Genomic DNA, 24,589 nt, shown 5'->3' with positions numbered 1-24,589 from the left:
TTCCTCTTGGCCCCGGGGGCGGTTACTGGGTATCTAGAGGCGCATAGACCCGTTCAGGAAGGCCACCCCAAGGTGAAGGCGATACCTCTGCACGCGACCCTGTCAAAGTTGGGCCAGTCCAAGTTGGGCCAGTCCAAGTTGGACCCGTCAAAGTTGCGCCCGTTTGGGACCCGGTTTGGTCTGGCGGACCTTGGTCTGGCGGGCCTGGCGCTGGCGGGCCTGTGTGCCCTGGGGGCGGGGCCGGTGGCGGCCGGTCCGGTGGCGGATGCGGCCGTGGCGATCGAGAGCAAGCTGTCGAACGGGGATGCGCCGGGGGCGCTGTCGGCGGCGGGGGATCTTTATGGTCAGGTCTGGGCGCAGAACATGGCGATCGGCTTCACGCAGGGCCTGCTGGTGGTGCAATATGCCACGGGCTATGGCGTCTATAACCCGCGCCCGACCAATGTCTTCAAGAAGGGCGAGCCGATCCTGATTTATTGCGAGCCTTACGGCTTTGACTATGGATCGCCGGGTCAGGGGTTGTATTCGGTCAACCTGTTCGTCGATCTGCAGGTGCTGGACGCCTCTGGCAACCAGTTGGCCAATGCGCCGGGGGCGACGGAATACAACATGCCGTCGCGCCATCAGAACCGCGAGGTGCCGGTCAACATCACCTATACGCTCGACGGGTTGAAACCGGGGCATTACACGCTGGTGACGACGCTGCGCGACAAGAACTCGCAGAAATCGGGCAGTTTTCAGACCTCTATCGAAATCTCACCGTAAAGGCGCGCCATGCCCACCGAAGGCTTGCAAACCCCCGTTGTCACCCTGACGCTGAACCCGGCGCTGGACATGTCAAGCGAGGTGCCCTCGCTGATCCCCGATCAGAAGCTGCGCTGCACCGAGCCTTTGCTGGATCCGGGTGGCGGCGGTTTGAATGTCAGCCGGGCGATCGCGGCCCTGGGCGGGGAATCGCTGGCGCTGGTGGCGTTGGGCGGGCTGACGGGCGACCGGCTGGCCGGGCTGATCCGGGGCGAGGGCGTGCCGTTTCTGGCGCTGACCGCCCCGGGAGAGACGCGGCAATCGCTTACGGTGACCGAACAGTCCACCGGGCGGCAATACCGCTTCATGTTGCCCGGGCCGCATTGGAGCGAGCAGGATCAGGAGCGGGTCTTCACCCTGCTGCGCGCCTCGGCCCGGCCCGGTGCCTATGGCGTCATCTCGGGCAGTCAGCCGCCGGGGGTGCCGGTGGACTTTCCGGCGCGGCTGGCGCGGGCCATGCCGGGGCTGAACGTGGTGCTGGACACCTCGGGTCCGGCGCTGGTCGAGGCGGTGGCGCATCCGATCCCGGGGTTGGCGATCCTGCGGATGGATGGCGACGAGGCCGAAACGCTGGCGGGCAGCCAATTGATCACCCGCAGCGATTCCGCGGATTTCGCGGCGGCGCTGGTGGAAAAGGGGGTCGCCAAATGCGTGATCCTGGCAAGGGGCGCAGATGGCTCGGTGCTGGTGGACAAGGACCGCCGGATCTTTGCCAAGGCGGCCAAGGTGAAGGTGAAAAGCACGGTCGGCGCGGGCGACAGCTTTGTGGCCGGTCTGGTGCTGAGCCTGGCCCGCGGCGAGACGCCGGAAGCGGCGCTGGCGATGGGCACCGCCGCCGCCTCGTCGGCGGTGACGACGGATGCCACGCAACTCTGCAAGCGCGAGGATGTCATGCGGCTGTTGCCGGAATGCGTGATCTCGCTGGTGTGACGCTCGGCGGACCCGGCCGCGGGTGGGCTGCCGCCCCCCCGCACCCCCCCGCCTCAAGGGGAGGCACGCCCCCCCTTGAGAATCCCCTGTGGATATTTGCGAACAGATGAAAGGGGCAGAAGGGTGCCTTGCATTTGCTCCTTGCCAAATACTCCCGCCGGAGGCCTCGGCCGGGGTCAGGCGCGCGGCAGAAAGAGGATGACCCCGGCCCCGGCCATGGCGAGGGCGGCGCCCATCAGGTCGGCGCGGTCGGGTGGGGTTTTCTCGACGAGCCAGAGCCAGAGGAGCGAGGCCGCGATATAGATGCCGCCATAGGCGGCGTAGCTGCGGCCCGCATGGCTGGGCGGGGTCAGCGCCAGCGCATAGGCGAACATGGCCAGCGACAGGGCGCCGGGCATCAGCCAGAGCGCCGAGGCGCCGCGCCACCAGCTCCACACCGCAAAGCAGCCGGCGATTTCGGCAAAGGCGGCGAGGGCGTAGAGCAGCAGGCTCATGACGGGTCGCGCCACCGGTTGGCGATGGGGTACCTGCGGTCCAGCCAGAAGGCTTTCTTGGTAAGGCGGGTGCCGGGGGCCGACTGGAAGCGTTTGTATTCGCTGATGTAGAGCAGGTGTTCGATGCGTTTGACCGTGGCGAGGTCGTAGCCTTTGGCGCTGACTTCGGCGACCGACAGGTCATCCTCGACCAGCCCGTGCAGGATGGCGTCGAGGGTGGCGTAGGGCGGCAGCGAATCCTCGTCCTTCTGGTTGTCGCGCAGTTCGGCTGATGGGGGCTTGTCGATCACGCGGGGGGCGATGACCACGCCGGCCGGGGCCAGCATCCACGGGCGGTGGTTGGCGTTGCGCCAGCGGCAGGTTTCGAAGACGCGGGTCTTGTAGAGGTCTTTCAGCGGATTGTAGCCGCCGTTCATGTCGCCGTAGATGGTGCAGTAGCCCACGGCCATTTCCGACTTGTTGCCGGTGGTCAGCAGCATTTCGCCGAACTTGTTGGACAGCGCCATGAGGAGGAGGCCGCGCAGGCGGGATTGAATGTTTTCCTCGGTGATGCCGGGGTCGGTGCCTGCAAAGAGGGGGCCAAGCGCTTCGGCCACGGCGGCTTGCGGGGCGGAGATCGGCACGGTGTCGAGGCGCAGGCCAAGGGCGCGGGCGACGGCTTCGGCGTCTTCCAGCGAGTGGGGCGAGGTGAAGCGCGAGGGCAGCATGACGCAGCGGACGTTTTGCGGACCGAGCGCGTCGGCGGCGATGGCGGCGACTAGGGCGCTGTCGACGCCACCGGAGAGGCCGAGCAGGACCTTGGGGAAGCCGGTCTTGCGGCAGTAGTCCTGCAAGGACAGGACCATGGCGTGGTAATCGGCCTCGTGCGGGTCTGGCAGCAGGGACAGGCGGGCGGGTTTGGCGCGCCAGCCGTCGCGGGTTTCGATGAAGTCGAGATGCTCGATACAGGCGTCGAACTGCGGCAGTTGGCAGGCCAGTTCCCCGCCGGCGTTCAGCGCGAAGGAGGCGCCGTCAAAGACCTGATCATCCTGCCCGCCGATCATGTTGAGGTAGACCAGCGGCAGGCCGGTTTCCACGACGCGGTTCAGCATCAGCTGCATGCGCACCTCGGGCTTGCCGCGGTGGTAGGGCGAGCCGTTGGGGACGAAGAGGATCTCGGCCCCGGTTTCGGCCAGGGTTTCGCAGACATCGGTGTGCCAGGCGTCCTCGCAGATCGGGATGCCAAGGCGGACCGGGCCGATCGGCACCGGGCCGTGGATGTCGGCGGGGGCGAAGAGGCGCTTTTCGTCGAAGACGCCGTCATTGGGCAATTCGTGCTTCAGCACGGTGGCGGCGATCTGGCCGCCCTTGAGGATGTGGTAGGCGTTGTAAAGCCGCCCGTCCCGCAAGGCGGGGCCGCCGATGCCCAAGGCCGGCCCCTCGGCGCAGGCGCGGGCCAGCTTGGCGAGGCTGGCCAGGGCCGCCTCGGCAAAGGCGCGCTTCATGATCAGGTCTTGCGTCTGGTAGCCGGTGATGAACATCTCTGTCAGGGCCACAAAATCCGCCCCCGCCGCCTTGCCCTGCGCCCAGGCGGACAGCGCCAGAGCGGCATTGGCGTCCAGCGCGCCAACCGTGGGGTTGGCTTGCACCATCGTCAGGCGAAAGGTCGCGGCCATCTGTCTCTCCTTGTTCGGGACGGTTCTAGCAGGTTGTTCGGCGGGGAAAAGCCCGCGCGGCCGCGCCGCCCCCTCTGTTTGGCTTGTCAGGGCGGGGGCTGGACGGCTAGGGTTCGGCGCAATGACGCTTTGGAGGACTTGATGGCATTGGGCAGCAGGATTGCGATTTTGGCTCTGTCAGGGATGCTGGCCACCGGACCGGTCTTTGCGCAAGAGGTTGTCACCAAGCAATATGACGACGGCTCGGTCTATGAAGGCACCTTCAAGAACGGGCGGCAGGATGGCACGGGCACCTACAAGCTGGCCAACGGGTTTGAGTACAGCGGCCAATGGGTCGATGGCGAGATCAAGGGCCAGGGCCGCGCGCAGTATCCCAACGGTTCGGTCTATGAGGGCAGCTTTGCCAAGGGCAAGCCCGAGGGCAAGGGCAAGATCACCTTTGCCGATGGCAGCACCTATGATGGCGACTGGGCCGATGGCGCGATGACCGGGCAAGGCACGGCAAGCTATGCCGACAAGTCGCGCTATGTCGGCGGCTTTGTCGGCGGCAAGCATCAGGGCAAGGGCCTGCTGACCGAGGCCGATGGCACCACCTATGACGGCGACTGGGTTGACGGGCAGAAGGACGGTCAGGGCAAGCTGACCTATGCCGATGGCACGGTCTACGAGGGCAGCTTCAAGGCGGGCAACCGCGAGGGTCAGGGCAAGCTGACGATGGTCGATGGCGTGACCTATGACGGCGCCTGGGCCGGCGGGCAGATCAACGGCACGGGCACCTTGAAGCAGGCCAATGGCGATCTGTATGCCGGGGCCTTCAAGGATGGCCAGCGCGACGGCAAGGGCAAGGTCACCTACAAGAACGGCGATGTCTATGACGGCGACTTCAAGGCCGATCAGCGCGACGGACAGGGCACCTTCACCGCCAAGGATGGCACCGTCTACACCGGCTCCTGGGTGGCCGGCCATATGGAGGGCAGCGGCGCGCTGACCTATCCGGACGGGTCAACCTATGTCGGCACCTTCAAGGCCGATCTGCCCGACGGGATGGGCAAGATCACCTACAAGGATGGCACGGGCTACGAGGGCGCCTGGCTGGCTGGTGCCATTCAGGGCAAGGGCAAGGCCAGCTATGCCAACGGCCAGACCTATGTCGGCGATTTTGTCGCGGGCAAGCCCGAGGGTCAGGGGGTGATGACCTATGCCGATGGCGCGAGCTACGACGGCGCCTGGAAAGCCGGCACGCGCGAGGGCGACGGGACGGCGAGCTATGCCGACGGCTCGGTCTACAAGGGGCATTTCACCGCCGGTGCGCGCGACGGCAAGGGCAGTCTGACGATGAAGGACGGGTTCAGCTATGTCGGCGACTGGAAAGCCGGGGTGATCGAGGGCCAAGGCCTTGCCACCTATCCCAAGGGCGAGATCTATGAGGGCGCTTTCGTGGCCGGCGAGCGCGAGGGTCAGGGCAAGCTGACCTACAAGAAGGGTCAGATCAGCGAGGGTGTCTGGAAGAAGGGCATGCTGGTGGCCCCGATCGGTGCCGATATGCAGACCGCCCCGGCTACGGGCACCGCGACACCGGCGCCCCCGGCGAACTGACCCGCCAAGGGCTTCGATTTTTCTACGAAAAATCAGGCCCTTGGCTGGCGGTTTGGCCTATGGCACAGGGTCTTCCGGCGGGGCAGCCGACGCAAGACCGCAGCGTCAGATCTTCATGTTGAAGCCAAGGTGCTTGGCCACCGTGAAGATGTCCTTGTCGCCCCGGCCGCACATGTTCATGACGATGATATGCTCTTTCGGCAGGGTTGGCGCGATCTTCATCACATGGGCCAAGGCGTGCGACGGCTCCAGCGCGGGGATGATGCCTTCCAGCTGACAGCACAGCTGGAAGGCCTCCAGCGCCTCGGCGTCGGTGATCGAGACATATTGCGCGCGGCCGATGTCGTGCAGCCAGGAATGCTCGGGCCCGATGCCCGGGTAGTCGAGACCGGCGGAAATCGAGAACCCTTCGAGGATCTGGCCGTCGGGGTCCTGCAGCAGATAGGTGCGGTTGCCATGCAGCACGCCGGGGCGTCCGCCGGTCAGGCTGGCACAATGCTGCATGCGGTCGTCGACGCCCTTGCCACCGGCTTCGACGCCGATGATGTTCACCGACGGATCGTCCAGGAAGGGATAGAACAGGCCCATGGCATTGGAGCCGCCGCCGATGGCCGCGATGACGGTGTCGGGCAGACGGCCCTCGCCCTCTTGTTCGGCCAGTTGCCAGCGGACTTCCTTGCCGATGATCGACTGGAAATCACGCACCATGGCTGGATAGGGATGCGGGCCGGCAACGGTGCCGATGCAGTAGAAGGTGTCACGCACATTGGTGACCCAATCGCGCAGGGCGTCGTTCATCGCATCCTTCAGCGTGCCGCGGCCCGAGGTGACGGGGATCACCTCTGCCCCCAGCAGGCGCATGCGGAAGACGTTGGGCGCCTGACGCTCCACATCATGGGCGCCCATGTAGACCACGCATTTCAGCCCGAATTTGGCGCAGACCGTCGCCGTGGCCACGCCATGCTGGCCCGCCCCCGTCTCGGCGATGATCCGGCTTTTGCCCATGCGGCGGGCGAGGATGATCTGGCCCAGCACGTTGTTGATCTTGTGCGCCCCGGTGTGGTTCAGCTCGTCGCGCTTCATGTAGACCTTGGCGCCGCCCAGATGCGCGGTCAGGCGGGGCGCGAAATACAGCGGCGAGGGACGGCCGACATAGTGCTTCCACAGATCGTCCATCTCGGCCCAGAAGGTCGGGTCGGTCTTGGCGAATTCGTAGCGTTCTTCCAGATCAAGGATCAGCGGCATCAGGGTTTCGGACACGAAACGCCCGCCGAACAGGCCAAAGCGGCCATGTTCATCGGGGCCGGTCATGAAGCTGTTGGGGTTGTCCTTGGCCATGGCGCATCTCCTCTGCTCGGGCCTGCCCTACGTAGCGCCTTGACCCGCCCGAGGAAAGGGGGGCCGTCAGCCCCCCTCGCCTGCGGCTTCACCCCCCGAGGATATTTGCACCTGGATGAAACGGGACAGCGGGCTCTTGCGCTTGCTCTTGCATTTGCTCCTTGCCCAAATACTCCCGCCGGAGGCACGCCCGAGCCGGTTGGCCGCAGGCCAGAGGCGAGACAAGACCCTTGCGCCGCAAGGCGCGCCTTTGGGTCAGCGGGTGGCGGCGAGGAAGGCGGTGATCAAGGCCGGGTCCTTGACGCCGGGTGCGGATTCGACGCCCGAGGAGACATCGACCTGCCGGGCATTGGTCAGGCGCACCGCCTCGGCCACATTCTGCGGCGTCAGGCCGCCGGCCAGCATCCAGGGCCGCAGCCAGCGGCGTTGTGCCACCAGACGCCAGTCGAAGGCCAGGCCGTTGCCGCCGGGCAGGGCGGCGTTGCGGGGCGGCTTGGCGTCGATCAGCAACTGGTCGGCCACCAGGGCGTAGTCCATGATGGCGGGCAGATCGCCCTCGTCCGCCACGCCCACCGCCTTCATCACCGGCAGGCCGTAGCGGGCGCGCACCTGTGCGACACGCTCGGGCGATTCATGGCCGTGCAGTTGGAACATGTCGAGCGGCATCGCCTCGACGATCGCATCCAGCATCTCATCCGGGGCATCGACGGTCAGCGCCACCTTGGCCAGGCCGACCGGGGCAGCGAGTGCGAGGGGGCGGGCCTGATCCACCGTCAGGTGGCGCGGCGACTTCGCAAAGAAGACAAAGCCGGCATAGGCCGCGCCAGAGGCCGCCACCGCCAGCACATCGGCCTCGGTCCGCAGACCGCAGATCTTGACACGGATCCCGGCCATCAGCGCGCCTTCGGCTTTTCCAGCAGCGCCAGCACCGGATCATCGGGTAGCGAGGTCTGGTCTTTCAGCGTGGCCAGTTCCCGTTCCAGCCGCGAGACGGCGCGGGTTTGCACGCGGGCGACCTTGCGGTGCTTGTGTTCGCGCAGCCATTCCCAGATGAAGCCAAGCGCCATGCCCACCACCGCCCCAAGGGCCAGAACCAGAAACAGCGGCACATCCATGCGCCACTGCCAGCCCAGAAGCGCCGCGATGTCATCGGGCAGAAGGCTGAGGGTGACAAAGCCACGATTGGCCAAGGCCACGGTCAGCAGGGCCAGCGTCAGGACAGCCAGCAGAAGATAACGCACGTAACGGCTCATGCCTGCACCTTTGGCAAGGGGGTTTGCTCCCTTATCCGCGCTGGGCGGCAGGCTTGCAAGCCAGTCCGCGTTTCAGGCCTTGCCGTTGAGCCGGTCGCGCAGAAGCTTGCCGGTCTTGAAGAACGGCACCTTCTTGTCTTCCACCTCGACCGCCTCACCCGTGCGGGGGTTGCGGCCGACGCGGGCGTCGCGCGCCTTGACCGAGAAGGCGCCAAACCCGCGCAACTCGACCCGGTCGCCGTTGGCCAGCGCGTCGATGATCTCTTCGAAGACCGTGTTGACGATTTTCTCAACGTGCTTCTGCGTCAAATGCGGATTCTCATCTGCAATCTTCTGGATCAGTTCCGAACGGATCATCCAATACCCCCCGTGTGGTCGCCCCAACCCTGTACCGGGCCGTTTGGTCGCCACTGTTGTTCACGTCACGGCGACTGTAGCGAAAATTCACGCCTGCACAAACGAAATTGATTTGCAAAAACAGCCGACAAGCAAAAGGCCCCCCGTTTCCGAGGGGCCTTTTCCGTTACCGCGAACGGTTATCTCAGTTGCGGTCGCCTTTCAGCGCTGCCCCGAGGATATCGCCCAGCGAGGCGCCCGAATCGGAGGAGCCATACTGTTCAACGGCTTCCTTCTCTTCAGCGATCTCACGCGCCTTGATCGACAGGCCCAGACGGCGGGTCTTGGGGTCGATGTTGGTGACGCGGACGTCGATCTTGTCACCGACCGAGAAGCGTTCCGGGCGTTGGTCGCCACGGTCACGCGACAGGTCCGAGCGGCGGATGAACGACTTGGCGCCGTTGTAATCCACCTCGATGCCACCCTCTTCGATCGCGGAGACCGCAACCGTGATGATGGAACCGCGCTTCACGCCATCGACGGCATCGGTGAAGGTGTCGTCGCCCAGAGCCTTGACCGAGAGAGAGATACGCTCTTTCTCGACGTCGACTTCGGTGACGGCGGCCTTGACGGTGTCGCCCTTGCGGTAGTTCGCAATGGCGTCTTCGCCGCGCTGATCCCACGACAGGTCGGACAGGTGAACCATGCCGTCGATGTCGCCGTCGAGGCCCACGAACAGACCGAATTCGGTGATGTTCTTGACTTCGCCTTCGATGGTCGACCCAACCGGGTGATTTTCAACGAAGACTTCCCACGGATTGCGCTGGGTCTGCTTGAGGCCCAGGGAAACGCGGCGCTTGGCGCTGTCGATTTCCAGAACCATGACTTCGACTTCTTGCGAAGTGGAGACGATCTTGCCGGGGTGCACGTTCTTCTTGGTCCAGGACATTTCCGAGACGTGAACGAGGCCTTCAACACCGGCTTCCAGCTCAACAAATGCGCCGTAATCGGTGATGTTGGTGACACGGCCCTTGTGGACCGAACCCAGCGGGTAGGCTTTCTCGACTGCATCCCACGGATCGGATTGCAGTTGCTTCATGCCCAGCGAGATACGGTGGGTTTCCTTGTTGATCTTGATGACCTGCACTTTGACGGTCTCACCGATCGCAAGGATTTCCGACGGGTGGTTGACCCGGCGCCACGCCATGTCGGTGACGTGCAGCAGACCGTCAACGCCGCCGAGGTCAACGAACGCACCGTATTCGGTGATGTTCTTGACGACGCCGTCAACCGTTTGGCCTTCGTGCAGGTTGCCGATGACTTCCGCACGCTGTTCAGCACGCGATTCTTCAAGGATCGCACGACGCGAGACAACGATGTTGCCGCGACGACGGTCCATCTTCAGGATCTGGAACGGCTGCTTCATGCCCATGAGCGGGCCAGCATCACGCACCGGACGGACGTCAACCTGCGAGCCCGGCAGGAACGCAACAGCGCCGCCCAGATCGACAGTGAAGCCACCCTTGACGCGGCCGAAGATCGCGCCGTCGACGCGGGTTTCGGTGGCGTAAGCTTTTTCCAGACGGTCCCAAGCTTCTTCGCGACGAGCCTTCTCACGCGAGATCTGGGCTTCGCCACGGGCATTCTCGACGCGGTCGAGATAGACCTCGACTTCATCACCAACCTTGATGTTGGGTTGTTCGCCGGGGTTCGCGAATTCTTTCAGATCGATGCGGCCTTCCATCTTGTAGCCGACGTCGATGATGGCTTGGCCCGCTTCAATTGCGATGACCTTGCCCTTAACAACCGTGCCCTCTTCGGGCGTGTCGATTTCAAAGCTTTCCTTCAACAGGGCTTCGAAGTCTTCCATAGTGTTTTTAGCGCACATGCAGTCGTATCCTTTTCACGTCTATGTCACTGGCCACGCGGTTGGCTCCGCCGGTCTTGCTCAACAGCGAAAGGGCCGCGCCATTGGCCCGACCCGTTCAATCGAGGGCGTCCTTAGTCCGAATCGGGGGATTCGGCAAGCACGATAGGGGCGTGGGCCCGGTCTGCGGGTCAACGCCGCCGCCAAACGCAAAAGGGCGGCCGAAGCCGCCCTTGAGACGCAGGTCAGACGACCTCAGGCGATGTCGCGCACCAGATCGGCGCGGGCCTTGCGGACCTTGGGCAGGCCGTTCAGCCAGTCGCCTTCCGCAGCGCGATAGCCGATCGGCATCAGCGTGACAGCGCGCAGACCCAGGGCCTTCAGGCCGAGGATGTCATCGACTTGCGCCGGATCAAAGCCTTCCATCGGGGTCGCGTCGACCTCTTCGAAGGCGGCGGCGGTCAGGGCCACGCCCAAGGCGATATAGGCCTGACGGGCGGCGTGTTCGTAGTTCACTTCGGCCGGGCGCGGCAGGTACATGCCCTTGAGCATGTTGTAATACTCGGCCACCGTTTCGATCGGCGCGCCACGATCGGCAGCGGTCTGGGCAACCACGGCGTCAATGCGGGCGTCGGTGTAGTTGTCCCAGGCTGCGAAGACGATCAGGTGGCTGGCGTCAACCACTTGACCTTGGCCAAAGGCCGCGGCCTGGATCTTGGCGCGCAGGTCCTTGTTGGACACGACCAGCACCTGGAAGGGTTGCAGGCCCGAAGAGGTCGGCGCCATGCGGATTGCTTCCAGGATCGCCTCGACCTTTTCGGCGGGGACGGCCTTGGCGGCGTCATACTTCTTGGTGGCATAACGCCATTGCAGTTTTTCCAGCAGCGGCGAGGTCGTGTTTTGGTCCAGCATGATCGTTCCTTTCAGGGTCCCGGTTTACCTTTGAAACCGAGTGTCATTTTCATACTGGTATACATAAGTAACTGGACGGCGAAGGCAAGCCCCTTCATAATGCCCAGACAATGGATCAGCCGGATTGCCCAGATCAGCGCCAACAACGGTGCCGCGTGATGAACGAGGTGCTGACGCGCGTCGGTGACCGTTGGTCGGTGCAGATCGTCTACGCCCTGTCGCGCGGCACGATGCGCTTCAACGCGATCAAGCGCGAACTTGGCATCTCGCAGCGGGTGCTGTCGGAAAGCCTTCGCGATCTGGAACGCGATGGGCTTGTGATCCGCAGGCATTTCGCCACCATCCCGCCCCGGGTGGAATACGAACTGACCGACCTTGGCCGCACCTTCCGCGAGCCGGTCATGGCCTTGGCGCAATGGGCCTTCGACCACCAGTCCTGCATCGAGGCCAACCGCCGCGCCTTTGTCGAACCGCCTGCGGTGCCGGGGGATTAGGCCTGCGGGCGGCGGCTGTGGACGCCGGGTCGCAGCGCAAGGCCGATGCCCTGCACCGCCCGCAATCCCCCTTGCGTCCGCGCCGATAGACGCGCAGGAGGCGCATCGCACGGAAGGTGGCGGCTGAGGAGGATCTTGCCGATGGAGGAACTGGTCGACTGCGTGATCGAAGATGACCGCTGGGAGGCTTTCGGGCTGGAGCCGCTTGCCACCCGCGCGGCCACGGCGACCCTGACGGCGCTGGATCTGCCGCTGACCGACTACTCGATCTGCATCATGGGCTGCGATGACGCCCGCATCGCCACCCTGAACGCCGAATTCCGCGGCAAGCCTGCGCCCACCAATGTGCTGTCCTGGCCCGCCGATGATCTGGCCCCCGAAGCGGAGGGGGACGAGCCCTATCTGCCGGGCGAAGGCGACCCTTTGGCACGCGAATCCCTGGGCGACATCGCGCTGGCCTATGAAACCTGCGACCGCGAGGCGCAGGAGGCGGAAAAGCCGCTGGCGGACCATGTGACGCATCTGGTGATCCACGGTCTGTTACATTGTCTGGGCTATGATCACGTTCGCGAGGGCGATGCCACGCGGATGGAGGGGCTTGAGGTGCAGATACTTGCATCCTTGGGCCTTCCTGACCCATATTGAACGCCAGCCCTCGGAAAGGGCCACTCTGGACATGAGGCAAATGGGCAGTAGCACCGACGGATCGGCCCCTTCTTCGCCGACCATGACTGACACCCCGAAATCCGAAGACGGCAAGCCTGCGCAACGCGGGCTCTTGGGCCGCCTGTTCAAACGCGCGCCGGTTGCGGCGCCGCCACAGGATACCCCCGCCCCGGTGGTGCAGGTGGTGGCGACCCACGGCATGTCAAACCTGCGCCGCCTGCGGGTGGATGACGTGGCGATCCCCAAGGTCGACATCATCGCCGTGCCGCTGGACATCGGCAAAGACGCGCTGGTCGAGGTGTTTCGCGAGCATGGGTTTTCCCGGCTGCCGGTCTACAAGGGCACGATGGACAGCCCGCAGGGCCTGATCCTGCTGAAGGATCTGGCGCTGCAGCATGGCTTCGGCCCCGGCGGGCGGTTTGCGATGCGCAAGCTGCTGCGACCGATCCTGTACGCGCCGCCGTCGATGCCGGTGGGCGTTCTGCTGCAGAAGATGCAGCGCGAACGGGTGCACATGGCGCTGGTGATCGACGAATATGGCGGTGTCGACGGTCTGGTGACCATCGAAGACCTGATCGAGACCGTCATCGGCGAGATCGAGGACGAGCATGACGAAGAGGAGGACATCCTCTGGAAGGAAGAAAAGCCCGGCGTGTTTCTGGCACAGGCCACCGCCCCGCTGGAAGAGTTTGAACCGGCCCTTGGCGTGACGCTGCGCACGACCGAGGAGGACCAGGAGATCGACACGCTTGGCGGCCTGGTGATGATCCGCACCGGGCGGATGCCGGCGCGGGGCGAGATCGTGCCGCATGAAAGCGGGGTGGAGTTCGAGGTGGTGGACGCCGACGCCCGCCGCATCAAGCGCATCCGTGTCCGCCTGCCGGGCGCCATCAGCGCGGCGGCGGCCGAGGAGGAGTCTGACAAGGCCAAGGCTGCCAAGCCGCCGGCCAAGGCTGTGTAATGCGGCGCAGTTTTCCGGGTTGGACACCGGCGCTGGCGGCCTTGGCTTTGGGCGTGGTGATGGCGGCGGGGCTGGCGCCCTTCGGGTTTTGGCAACTGACGCTGGCCGCATTGGTGCTGGCGCTGCGGCTGGTGCGGACGACCACGCCGGGCCAGACGGCCTGGATCGGCTGGCTGCTGGGCGCGGGCTACTTCGGGGCCGGGCTGAACTGGATCGTCGAGCCTTTCATGGTCGATGCCGCGACCGAGGGCTGGATGGCCCCCTTTGCGCTGGTCTTCATGGCCGCCGGACTTGCGCTGTTCTGGGCTTTGGGCTTCGGCCTTGGTGCGCGGTTTGCCCGGCGCGGGCCGGGGCTGGTCGCGGCCTGGACCGCGGTGGAGTTTCTGCGCGGCTATGCCCTGACCGGCTTTCCCTGGGCCCTGCCCGGCCATATCTGGGTCGATACGCCCATGGCGCAGGTCGATGCCCTGGTCGGGCCGTTCGGGCTGACCTTGCTGACGCTGGTGGTGGCCAGCCTCGTCTCGGGCCTGAGCGTGCGGGGGCTGGCCAGCGGCGCGGCCATGCTGGCCGCAGGTTGGCTTTACGGTCTCTGGGCGCTGGCGCAGCCCGATGCGGCGCCGCGCGGGCTGACCCTGCGTCTGGTGCAGCCCAATGCCGCGCAGGATGCCAAATGGGACCCCGACCACGCGCAGACCTTCTTTGACCGCCTGATGCACGCCACCGCCGCGGCACCCGGCGCGCTGGGCAAGCCCGATCTGGTGATCTGGCCGGAAACCGCCCTGCCCTTTCTGGTGGAAGATGACCCCACCCTGCCCGGCCTGATCGCCGCAGCGGCGCAAGGCACGCCGGTGGCGCTGGGCCTGCAGCGGGTCGAGTCACTGGGCGATGAGGTGCATGGCTTCAACAGCCTGCATGTCTTCGGACCCGGCGGCACGCTGCTGGCCGCCTATGACAAGCACCATCTGGTGCCCTTTGGCGAATATGTGCCGTTCGGCGATCTGGCCTATGAGTGGTTCGGCCTCAGGGCTTTCGCGGCGCGCACCGGCAATGCCTATACCGCCGGACCGGGGGCACGGGTGCTGGACCTTGGGGCCAGGCTGGGCAAGGTCCTGCCGCTGATCTGCTATGAAGCGGTGTTTCCGCAAGACCTGCGCGTGTCCGAGCGGGCCGACTGGATCTTGCAGATCACCAACGACGCGTGGTTTGGCACCTTCTCGGGGCCGTTCCAGCATGCCGCGCAAGCCCGGCTGCGCGCCATCGAACAGGGCCTGCCGCTGGTGCGTGATGGCAACACCGGCGTGACCGAGGTGATCGACGCCCGGGGCCGCATCACCGCCGCCCTGCCATTCGGCCGCGAAGGCTATCTGGACGCCGCCCTGCCCGGCGCCCTGCCGGCCCCGCCCTATGCCCGTTTCGGCGAAATTCCCGCGCTTTTGTGGCTGGCAAGCTGCGGCCTTCTGGCAATACGCCGACAATCCTCCCGGAACGCTTGACGCCCCAAGGCAATGGGTCTAGCCCTGCCCGCCATACTGCCACAACGGCTTCCTGGCGTGGCAGGGAACATCCAACGGAGCATTTCCCATGGCGCGCAAGTCCTACGTCTTCACCTCCGAGTCCGTGTCGGAGGGGCATCCTGATAAATTGTGTGATCGCGTGTCGGACGCGGTTCTGGACGCCTTCCTGACGGTCGAGCCGAATGCGCGCGTGGCCTGCGAAACCTTTGCCACCACCGGGCGGGTTGTGGTGGGCGGCGAAGTCGGTCTGTCCGACCCCAAGGCGCTGTCCGACATGATGGACCGGGTCGAGGATATTGTCCGCGGCTGTGTCAAGGACATCGGCTACGAACAAAAAGAGTTCCACTGGAACACTTTGGCCGTGCAAAACTACCTGCACAAGCAATCCGCCCATATCGCGCAAGGCGTGGACCGTGACGGTGCCGGCGATCAGGGCATCATGTTCGGCTATGCCTGCCGCGAGACGCCGGAGCTGATGCCGGCGCCGATCCAATACGCCCACGCCATCCTGCGCCGTCTGGCGGAGGTGCGCAAATCCGGCGCCGAACCGACCCTGCGCCCGGATGCCAAATCGCAACTGTCTCTGCGCTATGAAGACGGCGTGCCGGTCGAGGTGACCTCGATCGTGCTCTCGCACCAACATGAAAGCGTCGATCAGGACAGCGCCGCGATCCGTGCGATTGTCGAACCCTATATCCGCGAGGTCCTGCCCTCGGGCTGGATCACCGAGAAGACCGAATGGTGGGTCAACCCGACCGGCACCTTCGTCATCGGCGGGCCGGATGGGGATGCGGGCCTGACGGGCCGCAAGATCATCGTCGACACCTATGGTGGGGCGGCCCCGCATGGCGGCGGCGCGTTTTCGGGCAAGGACCCGACCAAGGTGGACCGCTCGGCCGCTTATGCCGCGCGCTATCTGGCCAAGAACGTCGTGGCGGCGGGTCTGGCGGATCGCTGCACGCTGCAGGTCAGCTATGCGATCGGCGTGGCCAAGCCCTTGTCGATCTATGTTGACACCCACGGCACCGGCAAAGTCGAAGAGGCGCAGATCGAACGCGCCGTGGCCGAAGTCATGGACCTGACCCCGCGCGGCATCCGCACCCATCTGGGGCTGAACAAGCCGATCTACGCCCGCACCTCGGCCTATGGCCACTTTGGGCGGGCCGCCACGGCGGATGGCGGCTTCTCGTGGGAGAAGACCGATCTGGTCGAGGCGCTGAAGAAAGCCGTCTGACACGCGGACAGGATGGGCCAATCAATGGCCCATCCTGTCGCCCTCAGGGCTTGTGCGCCTGCACGGTGAAGGGCGCGAATGACCCAAAGGACAGGGCGCTGACGATCCTGTCCTTGATCGGGTGCAGAACCTCCACCCCGATCCTTTCAGCCCCAAGCGGTGCCAGAAGGTCCGGATAGGTCCGCCGGCCTTCGATGTCGGTCAGGACCAGACGCCCGCCCGGCTTGAGAACCCGCAGCATTTCGGCCAGCGCGGTCTGACGCTGGGCAACCTCGGGCAGATTGTGCACCGCCCAGGCCGACAGGACGATGTCGAAGGTGGCGGGGGCAAACGGCAGCCTGCACATGTCGCCCGTCTCGACCGAGACGCGGTCGGACACACCTGCCAGCGCCGCATTGGCCCGCGTGGCGGCGGCGGTGTTGTGCGCCTGATCCTCGCTGCGCCACAGGTCAATGCCGGTGGCGTGGCCGGTGGTCAGGCGTTGGGCGGCACCGATCAGCATCAGGCCGCGGCCACAGCCGACATCCAGCACCGCCTCGTCCCCGCGCCACGGCAGCTTGCCCAGCGTCAGATCCCTGTCCCGCACCTTGCCGAAGCGGCTTTCGTGGATCATGAAACTGCCCATCCCCACCAGATAGACCGCAGCCAACCCCAACGCGGCCGCAAGCAGGCTGGCCCACACCCCGGGCGCGCGCCACAGGATCAGCAGGGTCACGGCTGCGGCGGCAGCACCGCCAAGGAAGAACCCGCGCATCAGCCCCGGGGCGTCCTGTCCGTAGTCTATCTGGTCCATCATGATCCTCCGCCGCGCCAGCTAGCAGCCCGCCCCGCCGGGTCAAGCCCGATTGACCTGCCTCAGCCTCTGGTCTAGGGCGAAGCGAAACCAACCCCGGTGCCCAGATGACCCAAACCGACGTTTCCGGCCTGACCCAGCTTGGGTCCGCCACCGTCCAGCCGCAAAGCCCCGATCAAGCCGTGCTGGAGCGCGTGCCGACCGGCCATGCCGGCACGCTGTATGTCGTGCGCTTTGCCGCCCCCGAATTCACTTCGCTGTGCCCGATGACCGGCCAGCCGGATTTCGCCCATATCGTGATCGACTACATCCCGCGCGCCTGGCTGGTGGAAAGCAAATCGCTGAAGCTGTACCTCGCCAGCTTCCGCAACCACGGCGCGTTTCACGAGGATTGCACGCTGGACATCGCCAAGAAGATCGTGGCCCTGCTTGACCCCGAATGGCTGCGCATCGGCGCCTATTGGTATCCGCGCGGCGGCATCCCGATCGACGTCTTCTGGCAGACCGGCGCGCCACCCGCAGGCGTCTGGATCCCCGATCAGGGCGTGGCCCCCTACCGGGGACGCGGCTGATGGACAGCGAAACCCCCGCCCGCCGCAACTTCTATGGCCGCATCCGGGGCAAGACCCTGCGCGCCAGCCAGAAGGACTACCTGGCCGAGGATCTGGGCCCGCTGACCCTGCAGGGCGTCACGCGCGAGGACAACCCCGCCCGCGGCCCCGTCCCGCTGGAACCCTGGCGCGAAGGCCGCCCCCTGTGGCTGGAGGTCGGCTTCGGCGGCGGGGAACATCTGGTCCATATGGCCCAAACCAACCCGCAGGCCGCGCTGATCGGGGCGGAACCCTTCGTCAACGGCATCGCCATGCTGCTGGGCAAGATCCGCAAGGCCGAGGTCACCAACCTGCGCCTGCACCCCGGCGACGTGCGTGACCTGTTCGAGGTGCTGCCGCAAGCCAGCCTTGCGAAAGTCTTCCTCAACTACCCCGACCCCTGGCCCAAGGCCCGCCACCACCGCCGCCGCTTCGTGACGCCGGAATACCTGACCGCCCTGGCCCGCATCACCGCCCCCGGTGCAGAATTCCGCGTCGCCACCGACATCCCCGACTACGTCCGCCAGACGCTGGAGGAAGTCCCGAACTGCGGCTTCGCGCTGATCACCCAGGGCGGCACGCCATGGGACGACTGGCTCTCGACCCGCTATGAGCAAAAGGCCCTGCGCGAGGGCCGGGTGCCCCACTACCTGACCTTCCGCCGCACCTGACCGAGGGTCCAAAGGCGCGCGTTCCGCGCAAGTCTTTCATCTCGCCTCTGGCCTGCGGCCAACCGGCTCGGGTCAAGGGCCTCCGGCGGGAGTATTTGGCAAGGCGCAAATGCAAGGGCGCGCCTCTTTCATTTGCTCCTTTGGAAATACTCCACGGGGAGGTCCGGAGGGGTGTGAAACCCCTCCGGCGCCCGATGCAGCAGACCGGCCTGCGAAGGATGGACCCCTGCCCTTGCTTGCGCTATCAGACGGCGCAAACAGGAGGAGAGCCCCATGTCCGCTCACGGCACCGCCCAACCGATGACCGCCCACAAGTCCGGCCCGCTGAAGGGTGTGGCCGAGGTGCCGGGCGACAAGTCGATCTCGCATCGGGCGTTGATCTTCGGGGCGATGGCGCTGGGTGAGACCAGGATCACCGGGCTGCTGGAAGGGCAGGACGTGCTGGACACCGCCAAGGCGATGCGGGCCTTTGGCGCGACTGTGGTGCAGCATGGGCCGGGGGCCTGGTCGGTTCAGGGTGTGGGCGTCGGCGGCTTTCAGGAGCCGGCCGATGTGATCGACTGCGGCAATTCCGGCACCGGGGTGCGGCTGATCATGGGCACCATGGCGACCTCGGCCCTGACCGCGACCTTCACCGGCGACGCGTCCTTGCGCAAGCGGCCGATGGGGCGGGTCACCGAACCGCTGTCGGAATTCGGCACGCGCGCCTATGGCCGCAAGGGTGGGCGCTTGCCGATGACGGTGGTGGGCGCCGCTGATGCCAAGGGCATCCGGCACACACTGAAAGTCGCCTCGGCGCAGGTCAAGTCAGCGATCCTTCTGGCCGGTCTCAATGCCAGCGGCGAAACGGTCGTGATCGAAAAGGAACCGACCCGCGACCATTCCGAACGGATGCTGCTGGGCTTTGGCGCGCAGTTGCATGTCGAGAAGGCGGCGGAGGGCAATGTCATCACGCTGATCGGCCGCCCCAGCTTGCGGCCGCAGACCGTGGCCGTGCCGCGCGATCCGTCCTCGGCCGCTTTCCCGGTCTGTGCGGCGCTGATCGTCGAAGGTTCTGACATTCTGGTGCCCGGCGTCAGCCAGAACCTGACGCGCAATGGCCTTTACCTCACGCTGGTCGAGATGGGCGCCCAGATCGCATTCCAGAACCCGCGCACCGAAGGCGGCGAACCGGTCGCCGATCTGCGCGTGCGCTTCAGCGACGCCATGACGGGCATCGAGGTGCCACCCGAACGCGCGCCTTCGATGATCGACGAATACCCGATCCTGTCCGTCGTCGCCGCTTTCGCCACCGGCAAGACCGTGATGCGCGGTGTCAAAGAGCTGCGGGTCAAGGAATCCGACCGGATCGACGCCATGGCGCGCGGGCTGGAGGCCTGCGGCGTCAAGGTTGAAGAAGACGAGGATACCTTGATCGTCCACGGCATGGGTCCCGGCGGCATGCCGGGTGGTGCCACCGCCAAGACCCATATCGACCACCGCATCGCCATGTCCTTCCTTGTCGCGGGCATGGCCAGCCGGAAGCCGATCTCGGTCGATGACGCCTCGCCCATCGTCACCTCGTTCCCGATCTTTGAGGGGCTGATGACGGGTCTGGGCGCGACCCTGTCGCAGGGCTGAGCGGTCGGGATCTGCGGCATTGACGCAAGGCCCGTAGCGTGATGCGATGGGCCAGCATTCAAGGGGACCTGCATGAAGACCGTGACCTGGGCCCTGCCATTGGCCGTCGTGGCCGCCTATGGCGTGCTGTTGGGCTATTTCGCGCCGCACCTGTCGGCCCAAAGCGGCGGTGCCATTCCCTTTGACCTGCGCCCGCAGGGCTATACCCTGGCCGAGGCCAAGGCCTATCTGTCCGCCCTGACGCCCGAGGGGACCGCGCTCTACCTTGGGCCGATCCGGCTGAACGACACGGTGATCCCCATCCTGTTGACGGCCACGCTGTGCCTGCCGCTGCGCCGCCTTGGCTCGCTGTGGTTTCTGCCTGCGCTGGCCTATGGCCTGTTCGATCTGGCCGAGAATATCGCCGTCGCCCGCCTGCTGCGCGCTGGGGTTGATGTCGAGGCGGGGGCGGTGGCGCTGGCCTCGGGCTTCACGCAGGCAAAGTTCGCGGCCTTGGCCGTGGCGGCGCTGGTGGCGCTGTATGGCCTGTGGCACGGACGGCGGCGCTGAGGCGACGCCCATCTGGGGGCTTTGGCGTCACAGGGCTTTGGCGTCACAGGGCTTTGGTGCCGATATGCTGGGCCACCATGACCAGATAGCCGTCCGGGTCCTGTACCAGAAACTCGCGCTGGCCGCCCAGGCAATCGCCCCAGTCGCGCCACTTCTCGCGCAGCGCCACATAGAACGGATGCCCCGCCTCGGCAAAGACGGCATGGGCTGCGGTGACATCCGCCACAAAGACCTGCAGCACCGCGCCGCGGCCAAAGGGGGCCTCCATCGCGCCGGTCTCCCAGTCGCCGTCGCGCTGATAGATCATCACCTGCGCGCCATCCGGGTGCTGCAGCATCGCCAGCTTTTGCGCCGGGCGCTGGAACAGGGGCGCAAACCCCAGCATCCCGGTCCACCAGCCGCTGGATGCCGCAAAATCCTGCACCATCATCTCGGCCACCAGTGGATTCCATGATTTTGGCCGAGATCCAAGCCCCATCGTCGCCTCCTGTTTGACACCGGGCCAAGGCTAGGGGAGAAGGCCGCAAACGGAAAGGGCGACCATGATTTTCACAGTTGCGATTGACGGGCCGGCGGCGGCGGGCAAGGGCACGATCAGCCGGGCGCTGGCGGATCATTTCGGCTTTGCCCATCTGGACACCGGCCTGTTGTACCGTGCCGTGGGTGCCAAGGGCGGCGATCCGGTGCTGGCCGCGCAAACCCTGACGCCCGCAGACCTCGCCCGCCCCGACCTGCGCAGCCTTGAGGCCGGCAAAGCCGCCAGCCATGTCGCGGTGATCCCCGCCGTCCGCGCCGCCCTGACCGCGTTTCAGCGTGACTTTGCCCGCCGCGCCGGGGGGGCGGTGCTGGACGGCCGCGACATCGGCACTGTGATCTGCCCGCAGGCCGAGGTGAAGCTGTACGTCACCGCCTCTGCCGAGGTCCGCGCCCACCGCCGCTGGCTGGAGGTGGGGGGCGACGCCACCCGGGTTCTGGCCGAAGTGCGCGAGCGCGACGACCGCGACATGAACCGCGCCGAAGCCCCCCTGAAGCCCGCCGCCGATGCCGTGGTTCTGGACACCTCGACCATGACCATCGACCAGGCCGTGGCGCAGGCCATCGCCACGGTCACCTCCCGCAGACGTGACGGCGCGGGGGATTGACCGCTGCCAGGAAACCCTGCACTCCGGATCCACGGGGCACGGGGAAACTCCATTCGCTGTCGTCGGTGCGGCCGGACATTATCTGGTTGCCAGACAGCTTGGCGGCTGACCCCGAGCTTGCAATTTTCAGACCCCGACGGATAGGATAATGCCAGCTTTGCATGCAACATTCGGAACCGAGACTGACGTGGCAGTGGTTGAAGAAACGCCCGAACCCGGTTTCACCACGTTGCAGACCTTGATGTGGCCCAACTTCGACCTCTGCACCGATATCGCCGTGGCGCTGCGCCTGCATGGCCGGGCGGCCCTGTCGGCCGACCACCACGCGATCAGCTTTGCCGATGGCGGAGAGGCCAGCTTTGACACCGCCTTCAACCTGTTCCCGCTGCCCAAATGGCAAGACCGCTGCGGCCTGACCGACCTTTGGCTGCGGCTGGAGGGGCGGGGCGTCTTCAAGCTGACCATCGCCTGCGTCACCCTGCACGGCGCCTGGGATTTCCTGACGGGCATCGTCGAATTCGAGGATGACGGCAGCGCGATGATCGACCTAAGCGCCGGTCTGTCGGCCTGCAAGGACGCCGTGCTGGTCTTCAGCCTGATCGCCCGGGGCGAGGCCGCGCTGACCGGTGCTGCGTGGCAGACCCGGCAGCCCCCGCTGCGCGACCCCAGGATCGTGCTGGGCATCACCACCTTCAAGCGCGAGGCGGCGGTGCAATCCACCGTGGCCAAGTTCCAAAGCTTTGCCACCCAATGGCCGCACGGCGACCGCCTGCACATGGTCGTGGTCGACAATGGCCAGACCGTCACGCTGCCGCCCTCGGCCAACGTCACCCTCGTGCCCAACCGCAACCTTGGCGGCTCGGGCGGGTTTGCCCGCTGCCTGCGCGAGGCGCGTCGGATGGGGGCCAGCCACGCGCTGTTCATGGACGATGACGCCTCGGTTGACATGCTGGCGATCGAGCGGGTCTGGGCGATGCTGGCCTATGCCACCGACACCGCCACCACGATCATCGGCGGCCTGACCCAAGCCGCCGCCCCAACCCGCGTCTGGGAAAGCGGTGCGGTCTTTCACCAGACCTGCCGGTCCTTCTTCCGCGATCTGGACCTGACCCACCTGCCCTCTGCCATGCATATGGAGTTTCACTCGGCCCACCCGCTGCCGCGTGACTATTATGGTGGCTTCTGGTTCTTCGCCTTCGCGCTGGACCATGCCGCCCACTGGCCCTTCCCCTTCTTCGTGCGCGGCGATGACATCAACTTCTCGCTGGCCAATGACTTCTCCTTTGTCACCCTGCCCGGCGTCGTCAGCTTTCAGGACCAGGATTTTTCCGACAAGGAAAGCTCTCTGACGCTGTATCTGGACCTGCGAAATCACCTTATCCAACATTTGACCCTGCCCAAGCTGGAACTCAGCCTGCGCAAGTTCGCCTCGATCCCGGCCTTCTTCCTCGTGCGCGCCATGGTCCAGATTCACATGGACACGCTGTTGACGCTGAACATGGCGATGGAAGACGTCATGCGCGGCCCGGCCTTCTTCGCCGCCAATGCCGACATGTCCGAACGCCGCGCCAAGATCACCAGCCTGCGCCAGCATGAACTCTGGCGCCCGCTGGAGGGCGAGCCGCCCAAGCCCGAAATCCGCTTCGATCCGCATTCACGCACCGCACGGGTCTTCATGAAGCTGATGCTGAACGGTCTGCTTCTGCCGGGCTTCCGCCGATACGGCAACCATCAGGTCCTGCGCCGCAACCAGCGCGGCGACATGCGGCTGGCCTGGGGCGCGGCCCGGATCAGCTACATTGACGCGCAGACCAAACAGATCATGACCGTGCAGCACAACAAGCCCGCCATGCTGCGGCTGGGTCTGCGCAGCCTTGTCAACGTGGCGCGGCTGACCTTGGGCTACCGGACATTCAAGGCGAAATGGCGCGCGGGCTTCGCCGATCTGACCAGCGAAAGCTTCTGGGAAACCCAGTTCGCTGCCGATCCCAAGCCGGTGAAAAGCGGGGGGCCTCAGCCCCCCTTGGCCTCGTCCGCCTCATAGGCCTCGATGATGCGGCCCACCAGCGGGTGGCGCACCACGTCCTTCGACGTGAAGTAGTTGAAGCTGACGCCCTTCACACCCTTCAGGATGCGCTCCGCCTCTGCCAAACCTGACGAGGTGCCCCGCGGCAAGTCAATCTGCGTGCGGTCGCCGGTGATCACCATCCGGCTGCCCTCGCCCAACCGGGTCAGGAACATCTTCATCTGCATGGATGTGGCGTTCTGCGCCTCGTCCAGCACCACGAAAGCGTTCGACAGGGTCCGGCCGCGCATGAAGGCCAAGGGCGCAATCTCGATCCGCTTTTCCGCCATCATCTTTTCCAGCTGCTTGGCGGGCAGGAAATCGTTCAACGCGTCGTACAGCGGCTGCATGTAGGGGTCGATCTTCTCCTTCATGTCGCCGGGCAGAAAGCCCAGCCGCTCGCCCGCTTCCACCGCAGGCCGCGACAGGATGATCTTTTCGACAGCGCCCGAGATGAACATCGTCACCCCCACCGCGACCGCCAGATAAGTCTTGCCGGTGCCCGCAGGCCCGATGCCAAAGCCCATCTCATGGCTGAACAGATTGGCGACATAGGCCTTCTGCGCCTCGGTCCGCGCCTCGACACCCTTCTTGCGGGTGCGCAGTTCCATCGCCCCGGTCTGGAACATCTCGATCTGGTCGCCCAAGGACTTCGGCGCCTCGCTCGCCGGGCGTCCCATGCGGATCGAGCCGTCGATGTCGCCCGCCGTCACATGCTTGCCCGCCTCCAGCCGCGCGTAAAGCCCGCGCAGCACGGCGGCGGCCTGTTCGCGGGCGGACCTGTCGCCGATCACCGCCAGCCTGTTGCCCCGGCGCAGCACATGAACCCCGGTCTGGTGCTCCACTTGCGCAAGGTTGCGGTCAAATTCACCGCACAGCTCGATCAACAGGCGATTGTCGGGGAATTCCATCAGTGTTTCCACCATGTCTTCCGGACGGGTCGGGGGGGTCAGCGCACTGATGCCCAATGGGCTCTCCTTCTGGTGCTAGAGTCAGTCGAAGCTGTCAGGTCATACGCAACACGTGGGGCCTTGCCCAAAGTGTGGAGCCAGCGGGCCGAACTGTCCAGTGCGGATTTGGCCCCCGCGATCACAGTTGCTGAAGG

Annotated in this window: 25 protein-coding genes and 1 riboswitch; of the genes, 14 read left to right on the top strand and 11 right to left on the bottom strand. The window is 65.7% G+C overall.

Annotated elements, in window-relative coordinates; translation table 11 throughout:
- Nucleotides 1–72 precede the first annotated feature (72 nt).
- Together AC1Y2B_RS12230 and AC1Y2B_RS12225 are read left to right on the top strand one after the other, a co-directional pair.
- Complete coding sequence (locus tag AC1Y2B_RS12230; protein WP_482253372.1) at nt 73–765, top strand: hypothetical protein; 693 nt, start codon at nt 73–75, stop codon at nt 763–765.
- 9 nt (nt 766–774) lie between these two features.
- Nucleotides 775–1,734, top strand: coding sequence for a 1-phosphofructokinase family hexose kinase (locus AC1Y2B_RS12225; protein WP_482253371.1), 960 nt, complete (start codon nt 775–777; stop codon nt 1,732–1,734).
- Nucleotides 1,735–1,910: 176 nt separating this feature from the next.
- On the opposite strand, the gene AC1Y2B_RS12220 is transcribed toward AC1Y2B_RS12225, so the two are convergent.
- Both AC1Y2B_RS12220 and AC1Y2B_RS12215 read right to left on the bottom strand, forming a co-directional pair.
- Nucleotides 1,911–2,228, bottom strand: coding sequence for a YnfA family protein (locus AC1Y2B_RS12220; protein WP_482253370.1), 318 nt, complete (start codon nt 2,226–2,228; stop codon nt 1,911–1,913).
- The gene (locus AC1Y2B_RS12215) at nt 2,225–3,883 is read right to left on the bottom strand and encodes an NAD+ synthase (protein ID WP_482253369.1); all 1,659 of its coding nucleotides are present in this window, start codon (nt 3,881–3,883) and stop codon (nt 2,225–2,227) included. Before AC1Y2B_RS12215 ends, AC1Y2B_RS12220 begins: the two co-directional genes overlap by 4 nt.
- Before the next feature lie 141 nt (nt 3,884–4,024).
- Here AC1Y2B_RS12215 and AC1Y2B_RS12210 point away from each other — a divergent pair, with 141 nt between their 5' ends.
- Nucleotides 4,025–5,479 (top strand): MORN repeat-containing protein, encoded by a 1,455-nt coding sequence (locus tag AC1Y2B_RS12210; protein ID WP_482253368.1) that lies wholly within the window; start codon nt 4,025–4,027, stop codon nt 5,477–5,479.
- Between the two features lie 105 nt (nt 5,480–5,584).
- Here AC1Y2B_RS12210 and trpB read toward each other — a convergent pair whose 3' ends face one another.
- The 6 genes from trpB to AC1Y2B_RS12180 all read right to left on the bottom strand — a co-directional run bounded on the left by trpB (nt 5,585) and on the right by AC1Y2B_RS12180 (nt 11,185).
- A complete protein-coding gene (trpB, locus tag AC1Y2B_RS12205) occupies nt 5,585–6,817 on the bottom strand; it encodes a tryptophan synthase subunit beta (protein ID WP_482253367.1) in 1,233 nt (410 codons plus the stop codon).
- Nucleotides 6,818–7,072: 255 nt separating this feature from the next.
- The gene (locus tag AC1Y2B_RS12200) at nt 7,073–7,711 is read right to left on the bottom strand and encodes a phosphoribosylanthranilate isomerase (RefSeq protein ID WP_482253366.1); all 639 of its coding nucleotides are present in this window, start codon (nt 7,709–7,711) and stop codon (nt 7,073–7,075) included.
- The gene (locus tag AC1Y2B_RS12195; RefSeq protein WP_482253365.1) at nt 7,711–8,070 is read right to left on the bottom strand and encodes a LapA family protein; all 360 of its coding nucleotides are present in this window, start codon (nt 8,068–8,070) and stop codon (nt 7,711–7,713) included. The genes AC1Y2B_RS12200 and AC1Y2B_RS12195 overlap by 1 nt, the downstream gene beginning before the upstream one ends.
- A 72-nt stretch (nt 8,071–8,142) precedes the next feature.
- Nucleotides 8,143–8,427 carry an integration host factor subunit beta gene (ihfB, locus tag AC1Y2B_RS12190; RefSeq protein ID WP_482253364.1) on the bottom strand — a complete coding sequence of 95 codons (285 nt, stop codon included), beginning with the start codon at nt 8,425–8,427 and terminating at the stop codon, nt 8,143–8,145.
- A 184-nt stretch (nt 8,428–8,611) separates the two neighbouring features.
- Nucleotides 8,612–10,294 carry a 30S ribosomal protein S1 gene (gene rpsA / locus AC1Y2B_RS12185; RefSeq protein WP_482253363.1) on the bottom strand — a complete coding sequence of 561 codons (1,683 nt, stop codon included), beginning with the start codon at nt 10,292–10,294 and terminating at the stop codon, nt 8,612–8,614.
- Nucleotides 10,295–10,528: 234 nt separating this feature from the next.
- Entirely contained in the window at nt 10,529–11,185 is a 657-nt protein-coding gene (locus tag AC1Y2B_RS12180) for an NAD(P)H-dependent oxidoreductase (protein WP_482253362.1), read from the bottom strand.
- A 158-nt stretch (nt 11,186–11,343) separates the two neighbouring features.
- Between AC1Y2B_RS12180 and AC1Y2B_RS12175 the strand changes: the two genes are divergently transcribed.
- From AC1Y2B_RS12175 to metK, 5 genes are all read left to right on the top strand, one after another.
- Complete coding sequence (locus AC1Y2B_RS12175; protein ID WP_482253361.1) at nt 11,344–11,679, top strand: winged helix-turn-helix transcriptional regulator; 336 nt, start codon at nt 11,344–11,346, stop codon at nt 11,677–11,679.
- A gap of 141 nt (nt 11,680–11,820) precedes the next feature.
- The gene (gene ybeY, locus AC1Y2B_RS12170) at nt 11,821–12,324 is read left to right on the top strand and encodes an rRNA maturation RNase YbeY (RefSeq protein ID WP_482253360.1); all 504 of its coding nucleotides are present in this window, start codon (nt 11,821–11,823) and stop codon (nt 12,322–12,324) included.
- A gap of 40 nt (nt 12,325–12,364) precedes the next feature.
- Entirely contained in the window at nt 12,365–13,306 is a 942-nt protein-coding gene (locus tag AC1Y2B_RS12165; RefSeq protein ID WP_482253359.1) for a transporter associated domain-containing protein, read from the top strand.
- On the top strand, nt 13,306–14,799 hold the full coding sequence (lnt, locus tag AC1Y2B_RS12160) for an apolipoprotein N-acyltransferase (RefSeq protein ID WP_482253358.1): 1,494 nt from the start codon (nt 13,306–13,308) through the stop codon (nt 14,797–14,799). The genes AC1Y2B_RS12165 and lnt overlap by 1 nt, the downstream gene beginning before the upstream one ends.
- 33 nt (nt 14,800–14,832) lie before the next feature.
- A riboswitch (SAM-SAH riboswitch) is annotated at nt 14,833–14,881 on the top strand.
- A gap of 6 nt (nt 14,882–14,887) precedes the next feature.
- Nucleotides 14,888–16,054, top strand: coding sequence for a methionine adenosyltransferase (gene metK, locus AC1Y2B_RS12155; protein ID WP_482253357.1), 1,167 nt, complete (start codon nt 14,888–14,890; stop codon nt 16,052–16,054).
- A 43-nt stretch (nt 16,055–16,097) separates the two neighbouring features.
- Here metK and AC1Y2B_RS12150 read toward each other — a convergent pair whose 3' ends face one another.
- Nucleotides 16,098–16,847 carry a class I SAM-dependent methyltransferase gene (locus tag AC1Y2B_RS12150; RefSeq protein ID WP_482253356.1) on the bottom strand — a complete coding sequence of 250 codons (750 nt, stop codon included), beginning with the start codon at nt 16,845–16,847 and terminating at the stop codon, nt 16,098–16,100.
- Nucleotides 16,848–16,954: 107 nt separating this feature from the next.
- Here AC1Y2B_RS12150 and queF point away from each other — a divergent pair, with 107 nt between their 5' ends.
- From queF to AC1Y2B_RS12130, 4 genes are all read left to right on the top strand, one after another.
- On the top strand, nt 16,955–17,419 hold the full coding sequence (queF, locus tag AC1Y2B_RS12145; RefSeq protein WP_482253355.1) for a preQ(1) synthase: 465 nt from the start codon (nt 16,955–16,957) through the stop codon (nt 17,417–17,419).
- Nucleotides 17,419–18,108 (top strand): tRNA (guanine(46)-N(7))-methyltransferase TrmB, encoded by a 690-nt coding sequence (trmB, locus tag AC1Y2B_RS12140; protein WP_482253354.1) that lies wholly within the window; start codon nt 17,419–17,421, stop codon nt 18,106–18,108. The genes queF and trmB overlap by 1 nt, the downstream gene beginning before the upstream one ends.
- Nucleotides 18,109–18,381: 273 nt before the next feature.
- Nucleotides 18,382–19,728: a 3-phosphoshikimate 1-carboxyvinyltransferase gene (gene aroA, locus AC1Y2B_RS12135; protein ID WP_482253353.1), complete on the top strand. Its 1,347-nt coding sequence runs from the start codon at nt 18,382–18,384 to the stop codon at nt 19,726–19,728.
- Between the two features lie 72 nt (nt 19,729–19,800).
- Nucleotides 19,801–20,277 carry a hypothetical protein gene (locus tag AC1Y2B_RS12130; RefSeq protein ID WP_482253352.1) on the top strand — a complete coding sequence of 159 codons (477 nt, stop codon included), beginning with the start codon at nt 19,801–19,803 and terminating at the stop codon, nt 20,275–20,277.
- Between the two features lie 43 nt (nt 20,278–20,320).
- Here AC1Y2B_RS12130 and AC1Y2B_RS12125 read toward each other — a convergent pair whose 3' ends face one another.
- Nucleotides 20,321–20,707, bottom strand: a complete 387-nt coding sequence (locus AC1Y2B_RS12125; RefSeq protein ID WP_482253421.1) for a VOC family protein — start codon at nt 20,705–20,707, stop codon at nt 20,321–20,323.
- A gap of 112 nt (nt 20,708–20,819) precedes the next feature.
- Here AC1Y2B_RS12125 and AC1Y2B_RS12120 point away from each other — a divergent pair, with 112 nt between their 5' ends.
- Both AC1Y2B_RS12120 and AC1Y2B_RS12115 read left to right on the top strand, forming a co-directional pair.
- Entirely contained in the window at nt 20,820–21,419 is a 600-nt protein-coding gene (locus tag AC1Y2B_RS12120) for a (d)CMP kinase (protein ID WP_482253351.1), read from the top strand.
- Between the two features lie 148 nt (nt 21,420–21,567).
- Nucleotides 21,568–23,463 (top strand): glycosyltransferase family protein, encoded by a 1,896-nt coding sequence (locus AC1Y2B_RS12115; RefSeq protein WP_482253350.1) that lies wholly within the window; start codon nt 21,568–21,570, stop codon nt 23,461–23,463.
- Here the strand turns inward: AC1Y2B_RS12115 and AC1Y2B_RS12110 are convergent.
- Entirely contained in the window at nt 23,433–24,452 is a 1,020-nt protein-coding gene (locus AC1Y2B_RS12110; protein ID WP_482253349.1) for a PhoH family protein, read from the bottom strand. The genes AC1Y2B_RS12115 and AC1Y2B_RS12110 overlap by 31 nt on opposite strands.
- Nucleotides 24,453–24,589 lie beyond the last annotated feature (137 nt).

Source organism: Stagnihabitans sp., from assembly GCF_964946895.1.
The sequence above is the reverse complement of the archived record's forward strand: the minus strand, read 5'-3'. Positions and strand labels throughout refer to the sequence as shown.